Below are 19,676 nucleotides of genomic sequence, written 5' to 3' on the forward strand. Positions count from 1 at the left end.
TTACTCCTCGCCGGTCTGGGCCTGCCCTTCCACCAGCTCGCGGACAGCGTCGATGAAAGTACCGCCACGGTGAGCGTAGGAAGAGAACTGATCCATGGAAGCAGCTGCGGGAGCCATCAGCACGGTGTCACCGGATTCGGCAAGCTGTGCTGCTGACGCAACGGCCCGGGACATCACCTGTTCTCCGTTGCCGGGTGAACCGGCAGGGGTGCCACCGGGCGCCGAAGCAGTCTGCACTCCTTCAGTGTCGCCTGCCCCCGGCTCGATCACCGGGACATCGGGCGCGTGTCGCTGGAGGGCCTCCCGGAGCGGGGAGGTGTCTGTTCCGATCAGTACCACGGCCTTGAGCCGCGCCGCATGGTCCCTCACCAGGTCGTCGTAGCTGACGCCCTTTGAGAGGCCGCCGGCGATCCAGACCACGTTGCTGAAGGCAGACAGGGAAGCAGACGCAGCATGCGGGTTGGTGGCCTTGGAGTCGTTGACCCAGAGGACGCCGTTCAGGCGGGCCACGGGCTGGATGCGGTGGTCGCCCGGAACGTAGTCCAGAATGCCTTGGCGGACCGCTTTGGCATCCACACCGTAGGCGCGCACCAGGCCGGCGGCGGCGAGAGCGTTGGCCACCATGTGCCGTGGAGCCAGCGGACCAAGGTCGGCCATCGAGGCAAGTTCGGCGGCGCTGTTCCTGCGCTCCTCGATGAACGCCCTGTCCACCAGGAGCCCTTCGACAACTCCGAGCATGCTGACTGCGGGGGTGACCGTGGTGAAGCCGACAGCGCGGCAGCCCTCCACCACGTCCGCGTTCTCCACCATGCGCTCGGTTTCCACCTGCTCCGCGTTGTAGATGCAGGCCTTTTGGGTCCGCTCGTAGACCTTGGCCTTGTCGGCGAGATATGAGTCGTAGGAACCGTGCCAGTCCACGTGGTCTTCGGCCACATTGAGGCAGACGCTGGCCACCGGCGACACGGATTCCGCCCAGTGCAGCTGGAAGCTGGAGAGCTCAACGGCGAAGACGTCGTACTCCACCGGGTCGCGCAGGGCATCCAGGATGGGGGTTCCGACGTTTCCGACCGCGACCGCTTTGAGTCCGGCGGCACGCAGCATCGATTCGGTGAGCCCAACCGTTGTGGTCTTGCCGTTGGTGCCTGTGATGGCCAGCCAGTCGGCTGTCTTCCGGCCTTCCCGGGTCCGCACCCGCCAGGCGAGTTCGACGTCGCCCCAGACGGGAATGTGTGCCCTGGCCGCGGCAGCCAGGAGGGCCTGGTCCGGGCGCCAGCCGGGCGACGTCACGATCAGTTCCGGAAGTTCGCCGTCGACTCGCGGTATGTGGGTGACGGCATCCGGTCCCAGCAGCACCTCGGCGGCGCCCACGATCTTGAGGGTGTCTGCATGTGCATGCGCTGTTTCGCTGGTGGCGGCATCCACCACCACCACGCGTGCACCGAGTTCAATCAGGGTGTCTGCGGCGGCGAAGCCGGATACACCGATGCCAGTGACGACCACGCGCAGGCCGGCCCAGTCAGAGTCCCAGGAGACAAGGTTTGCCAGGCGGGGGGAAACGGTCACAGCAGTACAACCCATTCAGCGTAGAAGATACCAAGGCCGGCGGCGACGAAGAGTCCGCCCAGGATCCAGAACCTGACCACGACGGTCACTTCGGCCCACCCCTTCAACTCGAAGTGGTGCTGCAGCGGCGCCATCTTGAAGACGCGCTTTCCGCCGGTGGCCTTGAAGTAGCCCACCTGGATGATGACGGACAGGGTGATCAGCACGAAGAGTCCGCCCACAATGCCCAGCAGAAGCTCGGTCCGGGAGAGGATCGCGAAACCAGCCACCGCACCGCCAATGGCCAAGGACCCGGTGTCGCCCATGAAGATCTTGGCCGGCGAGGTGTTCCACCAGAGGAAGCCCACCAGTGCGGCGCTCAGGATCGCCGCGAGCAGCGCCAGGTCCAGCGGATCCCGGACCAGGTAGCAGCCGCTGCCGGCTTCCCTGGGTGAGCCGCAGGCCTGGTTGTTCTGCCATATGCCCATGAGGGTATATGCGCCGAATACCATGATGGATGCGCCGGCGGCGAGGCCGTCCAGGCCGTCAGTGAGGTTGACGCCATTGGTGGCGGCGGTGACGATCAGATTGGACCAAATAACAAAGAGGATGGCGCCGAGGACGGTGCCGCCAAAGGCGAGGTCGAGCCACGGCAGGTCACGGACCAGGGAGATCTTCGTCGACGCCGGTGTCAGGCCCGCACTGTTGGGGAAGTTCAACGCCAGGACGGCGAAGATGATGCCCACAGCCGCCTGGAGGATGAGCTTCGCCTTGGCGTTAAGGCCCAGGCTCCGCTGTCGCGAGATTTTGATGAAGTCGTCCAGGAAGCCCACCAGGCCCATGCCGACCATAAGGAACAGCAGGATGAGTGCCGAGGCGGAAGGCCCGGGGGAATCAGGGTTCATCATCAGCATGATGAGGTGCGTGAGTCCGTAGCTCAGCAGGACGGCGGCCACGACCACCGTTCCGCCCATGGTGGGCGTTCCACGCTTGGTGTGGTGCGACGTGGGGCCGTCGTCACGGATGAACTGGCCATAGCCGCGGTGCACCAGGAGCCGGATGAAGAGGGGCGTGCCCACCAGGGCGAACAGCAGGGCAAGGCCTGCGCCGATCAGCAGAGCAATCACAGCAGAGTGCTCCTTTCGTCGGCAGGGGTCGGGGTTGGGGGTAATGCTATCCGATCGCCCAAATGGCGCAGCCCCACGCTGTTGGAGGACTTGAACAACACCAGGTCGCCCGGCTGGAGCTCGGCGTCGAGGATGTCGTGGGCCTCCTCCACGCTTTCGGCGAACAGGCATTCGTCGCCCCAGGACCCTTCCTGTACCGCGGAGACGTAGAGGGCGCGCGCTTCCCGGCCCACCACCAGCAGCCGCGAGATGTTGAGGCGCACCACCTGGGTGCCCACGGCGGTGTGCTCGCGGATGGAGTCATCGCCCAGTTCCAGCATGGCTCCCAGGACCGCCCAGGTGCGGCGTCCGCGGCCGAGGTCTGCCAGCGTCCGGAGAGCGGCACGCATGGATTCGGGGTTGGCGTTGTAGGCATCGTTGATGATGGTGACGCCGTCCGGCCGCTCCGTGCGTTCCATGCGCCAGCGGCTGGCGGCTGCCTGGCTGCTCAGCGAGGCAGCAATGTGGTCTCCCGTCACTCCGGCGGCCCATGCGGCTGCCGCGGCTGCCAGCAGGTTTCCCATGTGGTGCGCTCCGATCAGCCGGCTGCTCACATGGCGGGGTGCATCGCCGTTGGGCAGCTGGAGGTCGAATTCGGGGCTGCCCCCCGCATTGGTATCAGCATTCAGCGCCCGGACCTGTGCGTCCTGGCGTCCGTCGGCGGAAAAACCGAGGACCTTGGCCGAGGTACGGCTGCGCATGGCGGCGACGCGTTCATCGTCGAGATTGATGATGGCGGTGCCGGCGGCGGAAAGGCCTTCAACCATCTCGCCCTTGGCCAGCGCAATGTTCTCCACCCCGCCGAACTCTCCGGCGTGTGCGGTGCCCACTGCCAGGACCACTCCGATGTCCGGCTTGACCATCTCCGCGAGGTAGCGGATGTGGCCGATTCCTGTGGCCCCCATCTCGATGACCAGGTAGCGGGTGTCGGCGTCGGCCCGGAAGACGGTCAGCGGCACGCCGACCTCTCCGTTGTAGGAGCCCTGGGGCGCCACGGTGTTGCCTTGCGTGGCCAGGATCCCGGCCAGCAGGTCCTTGGTCGTGGTCTTGCCGGCTGAACCGGTGATGCCCACGACGGTCAGCTGCTCACCCGCTGCTGCACGGGCGGCACGGATGCGGCGGACCGCTTCGGCGGCCAGGGCGCCCATCGCAAGGACGGCGTCCGCAACCACGATGGACGGGTAGGCGGTACCTTCCGGGGCTTCGACCGGGCGCTCGACAAGGGCCAGGACAGCTCCGGCGGCAAAGGCGGCTTCCATGAAGTCGTGGCCGTCGGCGTGCTCGCCCGGCTTTGCGACGTAAAGCGAACCGGGCGTGGCTTCGCGTGAATCCGTCACCACCGAGAGGGGCGTAATTCCGGGATCGGCGTCCAGGCGCCCGCTGGTGATTTCGGCGATTTCCGCCGCAGTAAATGCAATCATCTCGGTCTAGGACTCTATCCGGTCGTCATGGAGAACGTTGAATCCCCTGGCTGTCAAGGCGTTGCGCAGTTCCACCCTGTCGTCCAGGGCGAGGTTCACGCCTTTCACTTCCTGCCAGACCTCGTGGCCGCGGCCGGCCACCAGGATGGTGTCCTGCGGCCGTGCCAGGCCCACGGCGTGCCGGATGGCCTCATCCCGCGGGAAGATCTCCAGCAGGTCGGTGTGCAGGGACTCTTTCTCCACGGCTTCCCGCGCGCCGGCCAGCACGTCGGCCCGGATCGCTGTTGCGTCCTCGTCGTGCGGATCGTCGTCGGTGATGATCACGGTGTCGGCAAGCCGGGCGGCAATGGCTCCCATGGCCGGGCGCTTGCCCTGGTCACGCTGTCCGGTGGCACCGAAGACAACGATCAGGCGGGAGTCCGGTTCCGGTGAGCGGACTGCTTCCAGGGCCCGTGCCAGGGCGTCGGTGTTGTGGGCGAAATCCACCACGGCGGCCGGCTGCCCGGCGACCAGCTGCATGCGCCCGGGCACGGCCGTGCTGAACGGATCGGCGCGGTCCAGGGCGGCTTGCAGTTCGGCGGCGTCAACCCCGGACGTGAGAACCATGAGCGCGGCCAGGGCGGCGTTGGCAACGTTGAAGCTGCCGGGCAGCCCGGTGTGGACGTTCAGGACGGCACCGGAGGGCCCTGTCAGGGTGAAGTCGGTGCCGAGGCCGCGTGGCGAGGCAGCGCTGACTGTCCAGTCCGCCGTCGTCCGGCCGCTTGTGCTGAGCGTGGTGATGGGCACCTCGGTGTTGCCGGCCAGGCGCTGGCCCCACTCGACGTCCACCGTGACCACGGCCCTGCGGGCGCGGCCCGGTGTGAAGAGCTCTGCTTTGGTGGCGAAGTACCCGTCCATCGTGTGGTGCAGGTCCAGGTGGTCCTGGGTGAGGTTGGTGAACCCTGCGACGTCGAAGACCAGGCCGTCCACCCGCTGGTACGAGATCGCATGGGAGGACACCTCCATGGCCGCGGCGTCCAGCCCGCGCTCGTGCATGAGTGCGAGGAGTCCGTGGACCTCCGGCGATTCCGGCGTGGTGAGGAGGCTGGGGATGGGCTCCCCTCCGGCCAGGATCTCGATGGTGCCGATCAGGCCGGACTGCCGCCCCAGCGCGCGCAGCAGCGAGGTGATGAAGTAGGTGGTGGTGGTTTTCCCGTTGGTCCCGGTGACGCCGAAAAGCTGCAGCGGACGGCCGTCGGCGGACTGGCTCCGGTAAATCATGGCGGAGAGGGGTCCCACCTCGTTGCGCGGCTTGTCGACGACGAGCACGGGCACGGGCGTGTCCGCGGAGAGTGCCAGCAGGTGCGCACCGGCATCGTCCGTGAGGACGGCCGCGGCGCCGGCCCCGATGGCGTCCGTGGCGAAGTCGGCGCCGTGCCTGCTGGCCCCGGGCAGGGCCACGTACAGGTCTCCGGGCTCGACGGTGCGTGAATTGATCGAGATGCCAGTGATTTCCACGTCGGCGGCTGGAGCGGGTACGGATACGCCCACGGCCTGCCCGACGGCGGCCAGCGGGACCGCCGCCACGGCTGCGGGCCGGAAGCGGCCCGGATTTTCGTCCCGGTCAGTATCGCTGCCGGGCGTGGTGAACTCTGACAAAGGGGATCTCCGATGGTGCTAGTGCGTGCCCGGCATGGTTCGCGCCGGGCACTGTGAGGCGCTGGATGCTGCTGGTACTTCCGGCGGGGTGCAGCGGCTACTTGGCGTACTGCGGCATTCTGGCCGGCTGGCCGGTCGAAGGCTGGACGTTGTAGGTCCGCAGCGCTTGGCTCATGACGGACCGGAACACCGGCCCGTTGGTGATGCCGTAGATGCTGCCCTTCGGCCGCTGGAGGACCACCTCCACAATAAACCGCGGATCATCCATCGGCGCCATTCCCACAATTGAGGCGGTGTACCCGCAGTAGCCGGACTTGCCGTCGTCGCAGGGTGATTCGGATGTACCGGTCTTGGCTCCCACGCGGTACCCGTCGATCCCGGCGTCCTTGATTTCGCCTTCGGTGACGGCGCTTTCCAGGATGTCCTGGACCTGCTCGGCCGTGCTTTCGGAGACAATCTGCCGCGACGGCTGGGCCGGAACTTTCTCCTCGGTACCGTCAGGGGAAATGTACGAATCGATCAGCCGCGGCTGCAGCATGACACCGTTGTTGGCGATGCTCTGGTAGGCACGGACCGTCTGCAGCGTGGACTGGGAAACGCCCTGCCCGAACAGGACGGTGTACTGCTGGCGCCCGTCCCACTGGTCCGGGGGCGTGAGGATGCCGCCTGCCGTGGCGGGGAGTCCGATGTCCGGAGCTTCGCCGATGCCGAACTTCTTCAGCCAGTCGTACCGCTGCTCCTTGCTGAGCCGCTGCCCTGCCATGACCGTTCCGGTGTTCATGGAGTAGCCGATGATGCCCGCCAGCGTCCGTTCCTCCGTGCCGTGGGCAAAAGCGTCGCTGAAGGTCTGGCCGTCCACCGTGTAGGTGGGCGGAATGGTGAAGTGGTCCAGGGGGCTGGCAAGTCCCTCATCGATCACGGCCGCCGCCGTCATCATCTTCTCCACCGAGCCGGGCTCATAGGCCGCAGTCACGGACCGGACGCCACGGTCCTTGGCTGCCACGAGGCCGGGGTTGTTGGGGTCCGGGGAGTTGGTGTCGGCCAGGGCAAGCAGGTTCCCGGTCTTGGCGTCCATCACGATGATGACGCCCCATTCGGCGCTGAGTTTGTCAGTCTGGCTCTGGACCGCCTGCTGGGCAAAATACTGAAGATCCGAGTTGAGTGTGAGCTTGACGTCCTTGCCGTTCTGCGGCGGGGTCAGCTCGTCCAGGCCCACCGGGATGCGGAGCCCGTCGGCGCCGATCTCGAACAGTCGCTTGCCGTCCTTGCCCTTGAGCTGGTCGTCCTGCGTCTGCTCAATGCCGGCCTGCCCGGTGGTGCCGTCCTGGAGGAAGCCCACAACACCGCCTGCCACGGCACCGTTCGGGTAGACGCGCTTACTGACGCCCTCGGCAACGATGCCGGGAACCTGGAGCTTGGAGATGCGGTCCTCGACGTCGGGCTTCACGTCCTTGGCCACAATGTAGTACGGCTTTTCCCCGGTCACCGCGTCACGGACGGCGTTCGTGTCCATGCCCAGCGCGGCGGCAAGTTCGGAAATTGCCTGGTCGCGGGTGACATCCACCAGCTTGTCATGGCCGTCGGCCTGTGGCTCGAGCCGCTTATAGGCGTCTGTCTTCGTATTGACCCGCTGGTCAACCACGATGTTGTAGCGGATCACACTGTTGGCCAGGACGGTGCCGCGTGAATCCAGGATGCTGCCCCGCTCGGCCGGAAGGATCGCCGAGGTCATCCGGCTGTTCAGTGCCGCCTCGGCCATGCCGCCGACGTCGAGCCCCTGGACCAGGAAGAGCTTCCCGCCCACCACCAGCAGGAGCGTGAGCATGACGCCCAGTCCCAGGCGCAAGCGCTTGGTGGCGTTCGGTGCCTTGCTTTTTCCTGCCTTGCCGGTCGTCTCCGCCACCGTAATATTCCTTGCTGCTCGACGCTGCTGCCTGTCCTGCCTGCTGGCCTACTGTCCGGGGACCTTCTGCTGGGGCGCCGGGACGGAACCGCCGTGAAGTTCGGGGGCGGGAGCCGCTGCGGCGGCGGCCTGGGCGGCAGCCGCCTGGGCAGCGTCGGCAGAGGGAGCGGGGGCAGGAGCCTTGCCGGCATCCGGCGCCGCCGCCTTGTCCGCGGCTGCATCCTTGGACTTTGCATCCTTGGACTGTGCATCCTTGGACTGTGCATCCTTGGACTTCGCATCCTTTGAATCTGCACTCTGGGACGCGGGCGGCACAATAAGCTGGCCTGCCACTGCCGGCGACGGAATGACGGCTCCTGATGCTGCGCCCTTGACGGCCGGGGTGGCTTTCCCGGTCACTGACAACGTGGACAGGTCAATCTGGCCCTTGACGGTGGACGCCACCATTCCCAGTTCGGTGGCCTTGGCCGCCAGGTTCTGCGGGGCCTCAAAGCTCTGCACCTGCTGGGTGAGGTCCTGGTTCGTCTTGGTCAGCGTGCTCTGCCTGGCACGCAGCTCCACCAACTGGTACTGCGCCGTGGACACCGAGATGTTCAGGACCAGCACCGCCACCAACGCTACGGCGAGCATGGCGAAGCACAGGACCACGAACGGCGCGCGGCGCTTTCGCGGCGCCGTGCGGACCACGGAAAGCGGGGTACGGCTCTTCCGGCCCCCGGCCTGTTCAGCCTCACGCCTGGTGTCGGCCGCCGAACTGCCGGAGACAACGGGAAAGTTCTTGACGGCGGCGGTGCTCATGCAGCTCTCCTGGCTCTGATACGTTCTGCCGCGCGAAGCCTGGCGGAGGCAGCGCGCGGATTTTCGGCGATTTCGACGGCGGTGGGCACCTCGGTGCCTTTGGTCAGGGTCTTGAGTTCGGGTTTGTGCTCTTCCAGCTCAACGGGGAAGCCAAGCGGAGCAGAAGACTTGGAGCGGGCCTGGAAAACGCCTTTGACGATCTTGTCTTCCAGCGAGTGGTAGGACATGACCACGATGCGGCCGCCGAGGGCCAGGGAAGCGACGGCGGCGGGAACGGCGCGTTCCAGGACGTCGAGTTCCTCGTTGACCTCGATCCTCAGGGCCTGGAAGGTCCGCTTGGCAGGATGTCCACCGGACTTCGCTGCGGACGCGGGAACCACGGACCGGATCTGCTCCACCAGTTCGCCGGTGGTGGTAAATGGCTTGACGGCACGTGCCGCGACGATCCGGTTGGCGATCCGGCCGGCGAACTTTTCCTCGCCCCATTTGCGGATGATCCGGACCAGGTCCTCTTCGCTGTAGGTATTGACCACATCGGCCGCCGTCTGGCCCCGGCTGGTATCCATGCGCATGTCCAGCGGCGCATCAAAGGAGTACGCAAAACCGCGCCCACGCTCATCCAGCTGCAGTGAAGAAACGCCCAGGTCCATCAGGATTCCGTGGACTTCAGGAACGCCGAGGTCTTCCAGGACGTCCTGTATTTCGTCGTACACGGCGTGGACCAGGTCAGTCCGGGCGGCGAACGGAGCGAGCCGCTCCGCCGCCAGTGCCAGTGCTTCTTCATCACGGTCAATGCCGATGAGGTGGAGATCGGGGAAGCGCTGGAGCATTGCCTCGGAGTGGCCGCCCATGCCCAGGGTTGCATCCACGGCAATGGGGGTCTCGCCGCGCAGCCTTGCTGCTTCGAACCCCGGTGCCAACAAATTGATGCACCGGTCGCGAAGGACCGGCACATGGCGTTCGGACGTGGGCTTGGGTTGATCGGTCACGCCTGGTCCTTTCCCGCCGTCGTTGTCACCTGCTGCTCCTTGGACCAGATCCCCATCCGCGCCTACCGTCCCGCCCGCCTGGCTCCGGGGAAGGTGAGCCAGGTTGGCAGCCGATGGGCCGGCTGGAGATCTCATCCAAGAAACCTCCTGCTGCCCCGCTCCGGAATTCAGAGAATGCCCGGAATGGGATCGTCAGTTTCGGAAAAGGTTGTTTCCTTCTCCGCAAGGTATTCATTCCAAGCCTGGGCGTCCCAGATCTCGGCGCGGGTACCGGCGCCGATGACGGCAAGTTCCCTTCCGAGTCCTGCATACTCCCGGAGCGCCGGTGGAATGGTCACGCGCCCCTGCTTGTCAGGTACCTCGTCCGAGGCTCCAGAGAGAAATACGCGGATATAGTCACGCGCCTGCCTGGAGGAGATTGGTGCCTCCCGCATCTGCTCGTGGACCCGCGCAAATTCCTTCTCGCTGAAGACGTAGATGCAACGTTCCTGGCCCCTTGTGAGCACCAGGCCGCTGGCAAGCTCCTCGCGGAACTTGGCGGGGAGAATGATCCGTCCCTTTTCATCCAGACGCGGCGAGTGAGTGCCCAGAAACACTGGCCCACCGCCTGTCCGCCGTCAGGAACTGCACATCCCCTATGTTGCAACCACCCTCTTATGTCCTCCACATTACTCCACTTTCCACCACAGTCAACGCGGAACGCTCCCTGTGCAGGGTGATTCATGGGAAAAGACCCCTGAAATGGCGCGGATTTAGGACAGTGGTGGAAAGTGGAGGACATTTCGCTTCCGGGTGGAGGGTCCCGTGGCATTGATGCGCCACGACGACGGCATGGGCGTGGAATTGCCCTTAAACACGAAAAGACCCGCCGTAGCGGGTCTTTTCGTGCAGTCCCCCTGCGTCAGGGGAGCGAAATGGAGAAGCCTGGCACCCGGGGGTCCATGCTCTTTACGGCTCGCCCCTGCGGCGCTCGTCCCAGCGCTCTTCAAGGTTGCTCATGAACGAACTCCGTTGCTTGCCGGGTTTGCCCCCTCCGGCCTTGGCCCCGGCCGTCCCGCGGGAACTGCGCATGGTGGCGAAGTAGACTCCCCCGCCCATCACCACGAAGCCCAGTACGCCGACAAATATGTTCTGGAGCGTGACACCGACCAGCAACAGGAATACGCCGGCAAGTGCGCAGAGGACCCCAATAACCACGTGCCTCGTGGACCAGGAACGTCCCGGGTCCGAACCCATTGAGTTCGCGAACTTCGGGTCGTCCTCGTGAAGCTGCTTTTCAAGCTGCTCAAGCAGCTTCTGTTCGTGCTCCGACAGCGGCATCACGACCTCCTTTTGTAGGCCAACGTCCGGGCTGATCCCAGCCACTACTTCTACTCCGTTCAAACGCCTGCTGTTGCTGGAAAGTTCCCGCCTCGCCGACAGTGGCCAGAACAGGAATGCAGCATGCGTTCGCGGGAGCGGGAGCATGTCCAAGAGGGTCCGGCAGTAAGTCCATTCACTCGAAAACTATGTATTTATAAGGATAGATTGTTGAGGCCTGATCTGAAAGACGGCAATGACTTTGCCGGGCCCCTTAGGCGGGCCGCCCGGAACCGTCTCCCGGCCGGCTTTCCTGCTCCATCAGGCGGGCGGGCAGGACGGACTTGTTGCCGAATTTGCGCGCCACCTGGTCCAGTGCCTGTTCAGCTGCCCGCCAGTTCTCATCCCGGCGGTCGATGCTTAGCTGGAGCGAAGTGCGGGCCGCCTCCTCCAACTGCTCGGCCCTGACCCCCACCAGCCGCACAGCCATGGCCCGTGCCCCCAGCGACTCCAGGAGCTGGAGCGCCACCGCGTAGATCAGCTGGGCGCTGTCCACCGGCGTCTGGACCGTCCTGCTGCGCGTGATGGTGGAAAAGTCGGCGAAGCGCAGCTTCAGCGCTACTGTCCGGGCCACCATTCCGGAGCTCCGGAGGCGGGTGGCGGTGCGGTGGGACAGCCGCAGCAGTTCCCGGCGAAGGAGCGCATCATCGGTGGTGTCCACGGCAAAGGTCTCTTCGGCACCAATACTCTTTTCCAGGCGCACCGGGGTAACGGGACGGGGATCGATGCCCCAGGCAAGGCGGTGCACGTGTTCGCCGGTGGCGCCAAGGACCTTCTTCAGGGAAGACACGGGGGTCGCCGCCACATCCGCCACAGTCCGGATCCCCATGTTCGCAAGTACCTCTCCGGTCTTGGCGCCGACGCCCCAGAGGGCACCGACCGGGAGGCTGTGAAGATAGGGCACGGTTTGCTCCGGGCCGATGAGCAGCAGGCCGTCGGGCTTGCACCGTGTGGAGGCGATCTTCGCCACGAACTTGGTTTCCGCGATCCCCACCGATGCAGTGATGCCCAGTTCAGCTGACACCCTCCGGCGGATGAGCTCACCGATTCCCCTCGGCGGCCCAAGCCGCCGCAGTGCTCCCGTTACATCCAGGAAGGCCTCGTCAACGCTGAGCGGCTCCACGAGTCCGGTGATGGATTCAAAAATGGCCATCAGTTGCCCGGACACCTCGTAGTACAGCTTGTGGCGGGGTTCAATGACCACCGCCTGCGGACACATCCGCATTGCCACAGCCATGGGCATAGCGGACTTAACACCGAAGGCGCGGGCCTCGTAGGATCCTGAGAGGACCACCGACCGTTCCCCCGGGAAGCCGACAATAACCGGCTTGCCGCGGAGCTCCGGGCGCGTCCGGAGCTCCACCGAAACAAAGAAAGCGTCCATGTCCACATGCATGATGCACGTGGGCCTGCGGCCCGGAGGGCGCACGGCGGATGGCTGGTTCATACCTGCAGGCCCCACGGATCCCATCCTATCGGTTCGCCCTGACTCCCTGGTTTGTCAGGACAGGAGTGCAGGCTGGCTAAACTGGAGGCTGGTTCCCGCCAACAACACCAGGAGGAAAGTCTCTGTGACGGCTATTGGAAACTACAAGCCAGCTGGCCTGGCCGCACTCGCCGCCATCGGGGCACTTTCACTGGCGGCATGCAGTCCGGCCCAATCCAGACAGGCGGAGCCGGCCCCGTCAACTTCCGTTGCCGCCACCCAATCCACGCTGACCGCCTCCCCCAGCCCGTCGGCGTCGCCCAACACCTCCGCAACAGTTGGAGCCGTGGTGGAAGGGTTCCCCCAGCAACTCCTGCCCCTGATGCCGGGGGCGGCCGTGGTATCCAGCAGCTTTGACAAAGCTAAAACGCCTGCAACAGCCGCAATGGTGGGGAGCGTCAAGGCCCCCACGGCCGCCGTCATGGACTTCTATTCGAAGACTCTGGAAGGCCAGGGTTTCAAAGCCGTTCCCGGGGACAACGTGGGCGCGGTGGCTTCCAGGGATTTCGTCCGCGGTGACAACGAGACAGTCAACCTTTCCGTGGTCGAGGCCGCGGGTGTTTCCACTTTCACCATCGGTGCCAACGTGGCAGCTGAGTCCGCCAAGTGACCGCCGCAGAGCAGCTGCGGAATGAACAGGCTGATTTCGTGGCCGGGGTTGCCGGCGAGCTGACCAGCTTCCTCACAGCACGCCAGTCGGTCATGTCCGGCATTTCCCCGGATATTGAGCCCATCATGGGATCAATCTCGAACTTGGTGACGGGCGGCAAGCGACTGCGTGCCCTAATGTGCTACTGGGGTTGGCGCGGTGCCGGCGGGGAGGCCGGGGCCAGCCAGGTGGTCACGGCCGGTGCAGCGCTTGAGCTGTTCCAGGCCGCCGCCCTGATCCACGACGACATCATCGACCGTTCGGACACCCGGCGCGGCGGCCCCAGCGTCCACCGCCGGTTCAGCCAGCTGCATACTTCACAGGGCTGGGCCCTGGACAGTGAGCGGTTTGGCCAGGCGGCCGCGATCCTGGCGGGTGACCTTTGCCTGTCCTTCAGCGAGGAGGCGTTCACCGATATCGGCGAGCGGGCGGCATCCGGAAGCAGGGCCCGGCTGATCTTCAATCTGATGCGCGCCGAGGTCATGGCCGGACAGTACCTGGACATCCTGGAAGAAGTGGCCGGTCCGGTCCGGGACCGCGCGGGGGCCGTTGGCAGGGCGCACTCCATCATCAGGTTCAAGAGCGCCAAATACTCCACAGAGCACCCACTGGCGTTGGGCGGAGCCCTGGCCGGAGCGTCCAATGACCTGCTCCGCGGCTACTCCTCGTTCGCCCTCCCGCTCGGCGAAGCGTTCCAGCTCCGCGACGACGTCCTGGGCGTGTTCGGGGATCCGCTCACCACAGGCAAGCCGGCCGGCGACGATTTGCGTGAAGGGAAGCGGACCGTTCTGGTGGCCCTCGCGCTGGACCAGGCTTCGCCGGAAGAGTCCGCCTTCATTGATGCCAGCCTCGGCAGGCCGGACCTGTCCGAATCCGACATCGTCGAAATCCGCCGGATTATCGAGGATTCCGGGGCTCTGCAGGCCACCGAAGTCCTTATTAATGAATTCGGCGCGGCAGCATTTGATGCCCTTGACGGGCTTGACTTGGAAGAGTTGCCCAAGAATGCCCTGCGGAGGCTGGCTGAAGCGACCGTCAGCCGAGCCTCCTGAAACCGGCCGTTACCAGGCCAAGGTCTGGGCCCTGCGCCGGATTTCGGTCTTGCGGCCTTCCCGGAGGGCATCAATAGGGCGGCCGCGCAGAGACTCGTCGGCGGTAAAAAGCCACACGATAAGGTCCTCGTCCGAATAGCCTGCATCTGCCAGCACCACGATGGTCCCCTTGAGGCTGTCCACTACCTGGCCGTCCTGGATGAATTCCGCGGGAACCGACCGGATCTTCCGTTCCCCAACGCGCAATGCCGCGAGGGCGTGTTCATCGATCAGGCTGTGGACCTTGGTGACGGAAACATCCAATAAACGGGCTACGTCGGGCAGCGGCAACCACTCGCCCACCAGGTTTTCTACGTTATTCACGGATCAAGGTTGCCACGCGGCGCACCCCCGCGCCTAGTCGGGGCAATTCATTCCGCCCTGGGCCTGCGGACACTCCCATAAAGACGGCATTACGCGGAATCCGAAAATTCTTGTGCTAATCCGAAATTCGTGAGAGATTCACATTCATCACAGTTGTAACAGTAATAACTTAAGTCACAGTAGTATCAAGATTGACAGCGGCATCCCCGCCCGCGTCCGCACCCCGCAGTTGAGAAGAGGATTCCTTCCGATGACGACGTCCCGCTCGCCCAAGCAGCCCCCCAAGCCGAGTCTGCCCATGATTGCCGCCACCACTGCGGCACTGCCAGCGGTCGTATTGTCATCATTGGCCCTTGCCCAGCCTGCCGCCGCACAGCAGCCGGCCCGGAACATCCCCAGCAGCCTTGCAGCAGCAATGAAGGCCCAGGCTGCAGTAAAGGCGGCGGGAGCAGTGATCCCCGCTGCTGTTGTCTCCACCACCATTCCGGCGGCCTTCCAGCCCGCGCAGCCGGCGGCTCCAGCGGAGTACACGATTGTCCGCGGCGACACGGTCAGCGCCATCGCCGGCCGCTTCGGCCTCGAAACCGGGGAAATCCTTAAGCTGAACAACCTCCAGGCGAACACCATCATTTACCCCGGCCAGAAACTCAAGCTGTCCGGCTCGGCCCCGGCTGCACCTTCGGCCGCTCCTGCCCCGGCGGCTGCTCCGGCAGCTCCTTCCCCTGCAGGCGGGGCAACCTACACGGTGAAACCGGGCGACACCCTGGGTGCCATCGCTGCAAAGCACAACGTGGCCCTGTCCGACGTCTTCGCCTGGAACAACCTCTCCATGCGCTCCATCATCTACCCGGGGCAGAAGATCAAGGTGGGCGGCGGCGACCCTGCCCCCGCCCCCGCGGCCCCCGCGGCCCCCGCACCCGCCGCACCGGCGCCGCTCGCAGCCACCTCAGCACCCGCAACGGGTTCCTACACGATCAAAGCCGGCGACACGCTCTCGGCGATTGCTTCCCGGAACGGCGTGAAGCTCGCGGACCTGCTCTCCGCCAACAAGCTGGGCATGACCAGCATCATCTACCCCGGCAGCAAGCTGGTGATTCCGGGCGCCTCCGCCCAGCCGGCTCCTGCCGCGCCGCAGGCTCCCGCCGCTCCCCTGGTCCCCAGCTCCTTCCTGGGTTTCAGCTACCCGGCCGCCGTGGTCAGCTCGGCGAATGAAAACAAGGCACTGCTGAATGCCTCGCCCGTTCCCTCCCGGGAGGAAATGAAGAACATCGTGACGGACACCGCACGCCGGATGGGGGTGGATCCTTCCCTGGCCCTTGCCTTCGCCTTCCAGGAGTCGGGTTTCAACCAGCGTGCCGTGTCACCGGCAAACGCCATCGGCACCATGCAGGTGATCCCCAGTTCCGGGCAGTGGGCGTCGGACCTGGTGGGACGGAAGCTGAACCTCCTGGACCCGTACGACAACGCCACGGCCGGCGTCGCCATCATCCGGCAGCTGCTGGCAACGAGCAAGGACCAGGACACCGCTATTGCGGGTTACTACCAGGGCCAGTACTCAGTGAGCAAGTACGGCATGTACGACGACACCAAGGCCTACCTCGCCGCCATCAAGGCACACCAGAAGAACTTCAGCTGAACCTGGCCACTGGCCGGTTCCTGAGCGCGGGTCCGAACCGTTACCGGTTCGGACCCGTTTTCGTGTCGGACGCCGTTTTGCTGCGGGATTAGGATCGTAAGGTGCAGGAACACGTGTCAGACCCAGTTGCAGGAACGCTGGTGGACAACCGCTATGCAGTCACCTCCCGGCTTGCCCGCGGCGGAATGTCCACTGTCTACCTGGCCGTAGACCAACGGCTGGACCGCGAAGTGGCGCTGAAGGTGTTGCACCCCCACCTCGCTGCTGACGAAAACTTCCTGGACCGGCTGGGCCGGGAGGCGAAGGCTGCCGCCCGGTTGTCCCATCCGCACGTGGTGGGTGTCCTGGACCAGGGCAACGACGGCACCACCGCCTACCTCGTCATGGAGTACATCAAGGGCCACACGCTAAGGGACGTCATCAGGGACAGGGGTGCCCTGCCGCCCCGGCTGGCGCTGGCGCTGGTCGATCCCGTGGTGGAGGGGCTGGGTGCAGCACACGCCGCGGGTTTCATCCACCGTGATGTGAAGCCCGAAAACGTCCTGATCGCCGATGACGGCAGAATTAAGATTGGTGACTTTGGCCTGGCGCGTGCCGTCACAAGCTCAACCAGCACGGGGGCACTGATCGGAACCGTTGCCTATATCTCGCCGGAACTGGTGCTTGGGAAGCCGGCGGACGCACGCAGCGACGTCTATTCCGTGGGCATCATGCTGTACGAGATGTTGACCGGCAGGCAGCCGTTCGAGGGTGAAGTGCCCATCCAGGTGGCCTACCAGCACGTCAACGGAACGGTGGGCCCGCCATCGGCCCTGGTGCCTGGGCTCGCCGGGGAAGTGGACGAACTGGTGCAGTGGTGTACTGCCAATGATCCGGAGAAACGCCCCGTGGACGGCAACGCGCTGCTGCAGGAACTGCGCCACATCCGGACCAACCTCACTGATGCCGAACTGGACCTGCAGCCTCCTGCCTCCACTGCCGCCGCTTCCCAACACCAAACAGAGGTCCTGGCCCGCGGCAACAACCCCACGACTCTGATGCCTCCTTCCCGGCCCGCGCCTGCCTATTCGCCCGGACGGCGGCCGGAGGCACCGGTCCGGCCGGGAGCGGCGGGCCCTGCCGCCCAGGCAGGCTACCGGCGGCGTCCGGGGCTGGCATTGCCCGACGACGACGATGCCGACAGCGGATGGTCTCCCCCGCCGCCGCGGCTGGGCAAGCGGGCCCAGCGCCGGGCGGACAAGGAAGGCGAGAAGCTTCGTGCCCTGGCCGCCGCCACGCCGGCGCGTACGCTGCATGAAGGAAATCCCCGCCGCCGTGGTGTCCTGTGGGTCCTGGTCCTCATCATCGCTGCACTCCTGGCCACGGGTGCCGGATGGTTCTTCGGAATGGGCCCGGGGGCTGCTGCCGCCGTACCGGCCGTGGCCAACAAGACGGTGGCGCAGGCCCAGCAGCTGCTGGGCGGGGTGGGCTTCCGGTCCACCACGAGCGACGTTTTCGACGACCAGGTGCCCACAGGACTGGTGGTAGGCACAGATCCCGCTGCCGGGACGGAAATCCGGAAGTTCCAGCCCGTCTCCCTGCTGGTTTCAAAGGGTCCGCAGCTCTTCCCCTTGCCCAAACTCACCGGTGGAACACTGGCAGAGGCAAAGAACTCCCTTAACGCCGACCAGATGGCATTGGGCACTGTCACGGAACAGTTCGATGACAAGGCAGCAGCGGGCACTGTGCTGTCGCAGGAACCTGCTGCCGGCACCCCTGCCCGGCACGGCACGCCCGTGGCGATTGTCGTTTCCAAGGGCCCCCAGCCCATCCCCGTGCCCTCGGTGGTCGGGAAGTCCGCGGATGACGCCGTGGCCGCGGTCAAGGCAGCAGGGCTTTCGGCCGACGTCGCCCCGGACAAAGTATTCGACCGGAAGATCCCGGCAGGCGCAGTCGTCAGCCAGTCCCCTGCCAACGGGACACTGACCCGCGGCGGCACTGTTACCCTGACGATTTCCAAGGGTCCCAAAATGGTGGCGGTGCCAAGCTACATCGGCAGGCAGGCAACCGACGCCCGCAAGGCACTGGAAGCCCTGGGCTTCGAGGTCCGCGTGAACAACATCCTGGGCGGCTTCTTCGGCACGGTCCGCGACCAGTCGCCGGTGAACAAGGAAGTCCCGGAAGGCTCCGTCATCACCATCACGGTGGTGTAACCCGCGGCCTGCAGGAAAGGGTGGGCCGGCGCCGCCGGCCCACCCTTTCCCGGTGGTTGCTCTCGTTCTCTAGTGCTTGGCCAGGGCGCCTGCCACCAGGAACGCCATCTCAAGCGACTGCATGTGGTTCAGGCGTGGGTCGCAGACCGACTCATAGCGGTCCAGGAAGGCCTCCTGGTCGATCGGGTCCGCGCCGCCAAGGCACTCGGCCACGTCGTCACCGGTCATCTCGACGTGCAGGCCGCCCGGCACCGTCCCCAGCCCGTGGTGCACCTCGAAGAAGCCGCGCACCTCGTCAATGACGTCGTCGAAATTGCGCGTCTTGTAACCGTTGGGGGACGTGACGGTGTTGCCGTGCATGGGGTCTGTGACCCAGAGGACCTGGGCGCCGGAAGCGGTGACCTTTTCGACGACGGCCGGCAGCTTTTCGCGGATGTTTCCGGCACCCATGCGGGTGATGAAGGTAAGCCGGCCGGGTTCGCGCTCCGGGTCCAGCTTGTCGATGAGGCGGAGGGCGTCATCACCGGTGGTGGACGGCCCGAGCTTGACGCCGATGGGGTTGCGCACCCGTGACAGGAAATCGACGTGGGCGTGGTCCAGCTCGCGGGTGCGCTCACCGATCCAGAGGAAGTGCGCTGAGGTGTCGTAGGGGAAGCCGGTGCGGGAGTCGATGCGGGTCAGCGCGCGTTCGTAATCGAGCAGCAGGGCCTCGTGGCTTGCGAAGAACTCCACCCGCTTGAGTGCTTCGAAATCGGCGCCGCAGGACGCCATGAACTTGATGGCCCGGTCGATGTCCCGCGCCAGCGACTCGTAGCGGGCGTGGGCAGGGTTTTCGGTGAAGCCCTTGTTCCACTGGTGCACGGAACGCAGATCCGCAAAACCACCCTGCGTGAAGGCCCGGATCAGGTTCAGTGTGGACGCGGAGGTGTGGTAGGCGCGCAGCATCCTGGAGGCATCGTGCCCGCGTGACTCGGGGGTGAAGTCGTAGCCGTTGACGATGTCGCCGCGGTAGGCGGGCAGGGTAACCCCGTTACGGGTTTCGTCATTGGAGGAACGGGGCTTGGCGAACTGGCCCGCCATCCGGCCCATCTTGATGACGGGCATCGCTGCGCCGTAGGTGAGCACCACCGCCATCTGGAGGATGGTCTTGACCCGGGCGCTGATCTTGTCAGCCGTGGCGGCCTCGAAGGTTTCAGCGCAGTCACCGCCCTGCAGCAGGAACGCCTTGCCCTGGGCAGCAGCAGCCAGGCGCTCACGCAGCACGTCCACTTCGCCGGCGAACACCAGCGGCGGGAGGGCGGACAGTTCCTTTACCGACGCCTCGAAAACATCCCGGTCCTGCCAGCTGGGCTGCTGGGAGATGGGAAGGTCCCGCCAGTGGTCCAGTCCGGGATAGTTGGCGGCTCCGCTCTGGGCGGTGCTGGACAGCGAAAAGGCGGGTTTTGCAGATAGCTCAGTCACCCTCTAAGACTAACGGCAGGG

At 65.5% G+C, this 19,676-nt stretch carries 16 protein-coding genes; 4 read left to right on the top strand and 12 right to left on the bottom strand.

Annotated elements, in window-relative coordinates; genetic code table 11:
• The 10 genes from murD to dinB all read right to left on the bottom strand — a co-directional run bounded on the left by murD (window position 1) and on the right by dinB (window position 12,263).
• Window positions 1-1,578, bottom strand: a complete 1,578-nt coding sequence (gene murD, locus QFZ60_RS12665) for a UDP-N-acetylmuramoyl-L-alanine--D-glutamate ligase (protein ID WP_307090802.1) — start codon at window positions 1,576-1,578, stop codon at window positions 1-3.
• Entirely contained in the window at window positions 1,560-2,669 is a 1,110-nt protein-coding gene (gene mraY / locus QFZ60_RS12670) for a phospho-N-acetylmuramoyl-pentapeptide-transferase (protein WP_142121281.1), read from the bottom strand. Before mraY ends, murD begins: the two co-directional genes overlap by 19 nt.
• On the bottom strand, window positions 2,666-4,129 hold the full coding sequence (murF, locus tag QFZ60_RS12675) for a UDP-N-acetylmuramoyl-tripeptide--D-alanyl-D-alanine ligase (RefSeq protein WP_307090803.1): 1,464 nt from the start codon (window positions 4,127-4,129) through the stop codon (window positions 2,666-2,668). The genes mraY and murF overlap by 4 nt, the downstream gene beginning before the upstream one ends.
• Window positions 4,130-4,135: 6 nt before the next feature.
• Window positions 4,136-5,767, bottom strand: a complete 1,632-nt coding sequence (locus QFZ60_RS12680; protein ID WP_307090804.1) for a UDP-N-acetylmuramoyl-L-alanyl-D-glutamate--2,6-diaminopimelate ligase — start codon at window positions 5,765-5,767, stop codon at window positions 4,136-4,138.
• Between the two features lie 97 nt (window positions 5,768-5,864).
• The gene (locus QFZ60_RS12685; RefSeq protein ID WP_307090805.1) at window positions 5,865-7,670 is read right to left on the bottom strand and encodes a penicillin-binding protein 2; all 1,806 of its coding nucleotides are present in this window, start codon (window positions 7,668-7,670) and stop codon (window positions 5,865-5,867) included.
• Window positions 7,671-7,718: 48 nt separating this feature from the next.
• Complete coding sequence (locus QFZ60_RS12690) at window positions 7,719-8,468, bottom strand: hypothetical protein (protein ID WP_307090806.1); 750 nt, start codon at window positions 8,466-8,468, stop codon at window positions 7,719-7,721.
• Window positions 8,465-9,457 carry a 16S rRNA (cytosine(1402)-N(4))-methyltransferase RsmH gene (rsmH, locus tag QFZ60_RS12695; protein ID WP_307090807.1) on the bottom strand — a complete coding sequence of 331 codons (993 nt, stop codon included), beginning with the start codon at window positions 9,455-9,457 and terminating at the stop codon, window positions 8,465-8,467. The genes QFZ60_RS12690 and rsmH overlap by 4 nt, the downstream gene beginning before the upstream one ends.
• 167 nt (window positions 9,458-9,624) lie before the next feature.
• Entirely contained in the window at window positions 9,625-10,053 is a 429-nt protein-coding gene (gene mraZ / locus QFZ60_RS12700; RefSeq protein ID WP_307090808.1) for a division/cell wall cluster transcriptional repressor MraZ, read from the bottom strand.
• 352 nt (window positions 10,054-10,405) lie between these two features.
• A complete protein-coding gene (locus tag QFZ60_RS12705) occupies window positions 10,406-10,777 on the bottom strand; it encodes a DUF3040 domain-containing protein (RefSeq protein WP_142121269.1) in 372 nt (123 codons plus the stop codon).
• 253 nt (window positions 10,778-11,030) lie between these two features.
• Entirely contained in the window at window positions 11,031-12,263 is a 1,233-nt protein-coding gene (dinB, locus tag QFZ60_RS12710; RefSeq protein WP_307093304.1) for a DNA polymerase IV, read from the bottom strand.
• Between the two features lie 124 nt (window positions 12,264-12,387).
• Here dinB and QFZ60_RS12715 point away from each other — a divergent pair, with 124 nt between their 5' ends.
• Window positions 12,388-12,912, top strand: a complete 525-nt coding sequence (locus tag QFZ60_RS12715; RefSeq protein ID WP_307090811.1) for a hypothetical protein — start codon at window positions 12,388-12,390, stop codon at window positions 12,910-12,912.
• Window positions 12,909-14,003 carry a polyprenyl synthetase family protein gene (locus tag QFZ60_RS12720; RefSeq protein ID WP_307090814.1) on the top strand — a complete coding sequence of 365 codons (1,095 nt, stop codon included), beginning with the start codon at window positions 12,909-12,911 and terminating at the stop codon, window positions 14,001-14,003. The genes QFZ60_RS12715 and QFZ60_RS12720 overlap by 4 nt, the downstream gene beginning before the upstream one ends.
• 9 nt (window positions 14,004-14,012) lie before the next feature.
• Here the strand turns inward: QFZ60_RS12720 and QFZ60_RS12725 are convergent, their stop codons facing one another.
• Window positions 14,013-14,366 carry an Rv2175c family DNA-binding protein gene (locus tag QFZ60_RS12725; protein ID WP_200830522.1) on the bottom strand — a complete coding sequence of 118 codons (354 nt, stop codon included), beginning with the start codon at window positions 14,364-14,366 and terminating at the stop codon, window positions 14,013-14,015.
• A 250-nt stretch (window positions 14,367-14,616) separates the two neighbouring features.
• Between QFZ60_RS12725 and QFZ60_RS12730 the strand changes: the two genes are divergently transcribed.
• The gene (locus QFZ60_RS12730) at window positions 14,617-16,002 is read left to right on the top strand and encodes a lytic transglycosylase domain-containing protein (protein ID WP_307090817.1); all 1,386 of its coding nucleotides are present in this window, start codon (window positions 14,617-14,619) and stop codon (window positions 16,000-16,002) included.
• 101 nt (window positions 16,003-16,103) lie between these two features.
• On the top strand, window positions 16,104-18,194 hold the full coding sequence (gene pknB / locus QFZ60_RS12735) for a Stk1 family PASTA domain-containing Ser/Thr kinase (RefSeq protein ID WP_307090820.1): 2,091 nt from the start codon (window positions 16,104-16,106) through the stop codon (window positions 18,192-18,194).
• A 69-nt stretch (window positions 18,195-18,263) separates the two neighbouring features.
• On the opposite strand, the gene QFZ60_RS12740 is transcribed toward pknB, so the two are convergent.
• Window positions 18,264-19,655 (bottom strand): class II 3-deoxy-7-phosphoheptulonate synthase, encoded by a 1,392-nt coding sequence (locus QFZ60_RS12740; RefSeq protein WP_142121258.1) that lies wholly within the window; start codon window positions 19,653-19,655, stop codon window positions 18,264-18,266.
• Window positions 19,656-19,676 lie beyond the last annotated feature (21 nt).

Source organism: Arthrobacter sp. B2I5, assembly GCF_030816735.1.
Taxonomy (GTDB): Bacteria; Actinomycetota; Actinomycetes; order Actinomycetales; family Micrococcaceae; genus Arthrobacter.

What these genes read in the sequence shown, in the direction of transcription:
- murD (WP_307090802.1), bottom strand. Translation starts at nt 1,578, where the DNA reads ATGGGTTGTACTGCTGTGACCGTTTCCCCCCGCCTGGCAAACCTTGTC.
- murF (WP_307090803.1), bottom strand. Translation starts at nt 4,129, where the DNA reads ATGATTGCATTTACTGCGGCGGAAATCGCCGAAATCACCAGCGGGCGC.
- QFZ60_RS12690 (WP_307090806.1), bottom strand. Translation starts at nt 8,468, where the DNA reads ATGAGCACCGCCGCCGTCAAGAACTTTCCCGTTGTCTCCGGCAGTTCG.
- QFZ60_RS12705 (WP_142121269.1), bottom strand. Translation starts at nt 10,777, where the DNA reads ATGCCGCTGTCGGAGCACGAACAGAAGCTGCTTGAGCAGCTTGAAAAG.
- dinB (WP_307093304.1), bottom strand. Translation starts at nt 12,263, where the DNA reads ATGAACCAGCCATCCGCCGTGCGCCCTCCGGGCCGCAGGCCCACGTGC.
- QFZ60_RS12730 (WP_307090817.1), top strand. Translation starts at nt 14,617, where the DNA reads ATGACGACGTCCCGCTCGCCCAAGCAGCCCCCCAAGCCGAGTCTGCCC.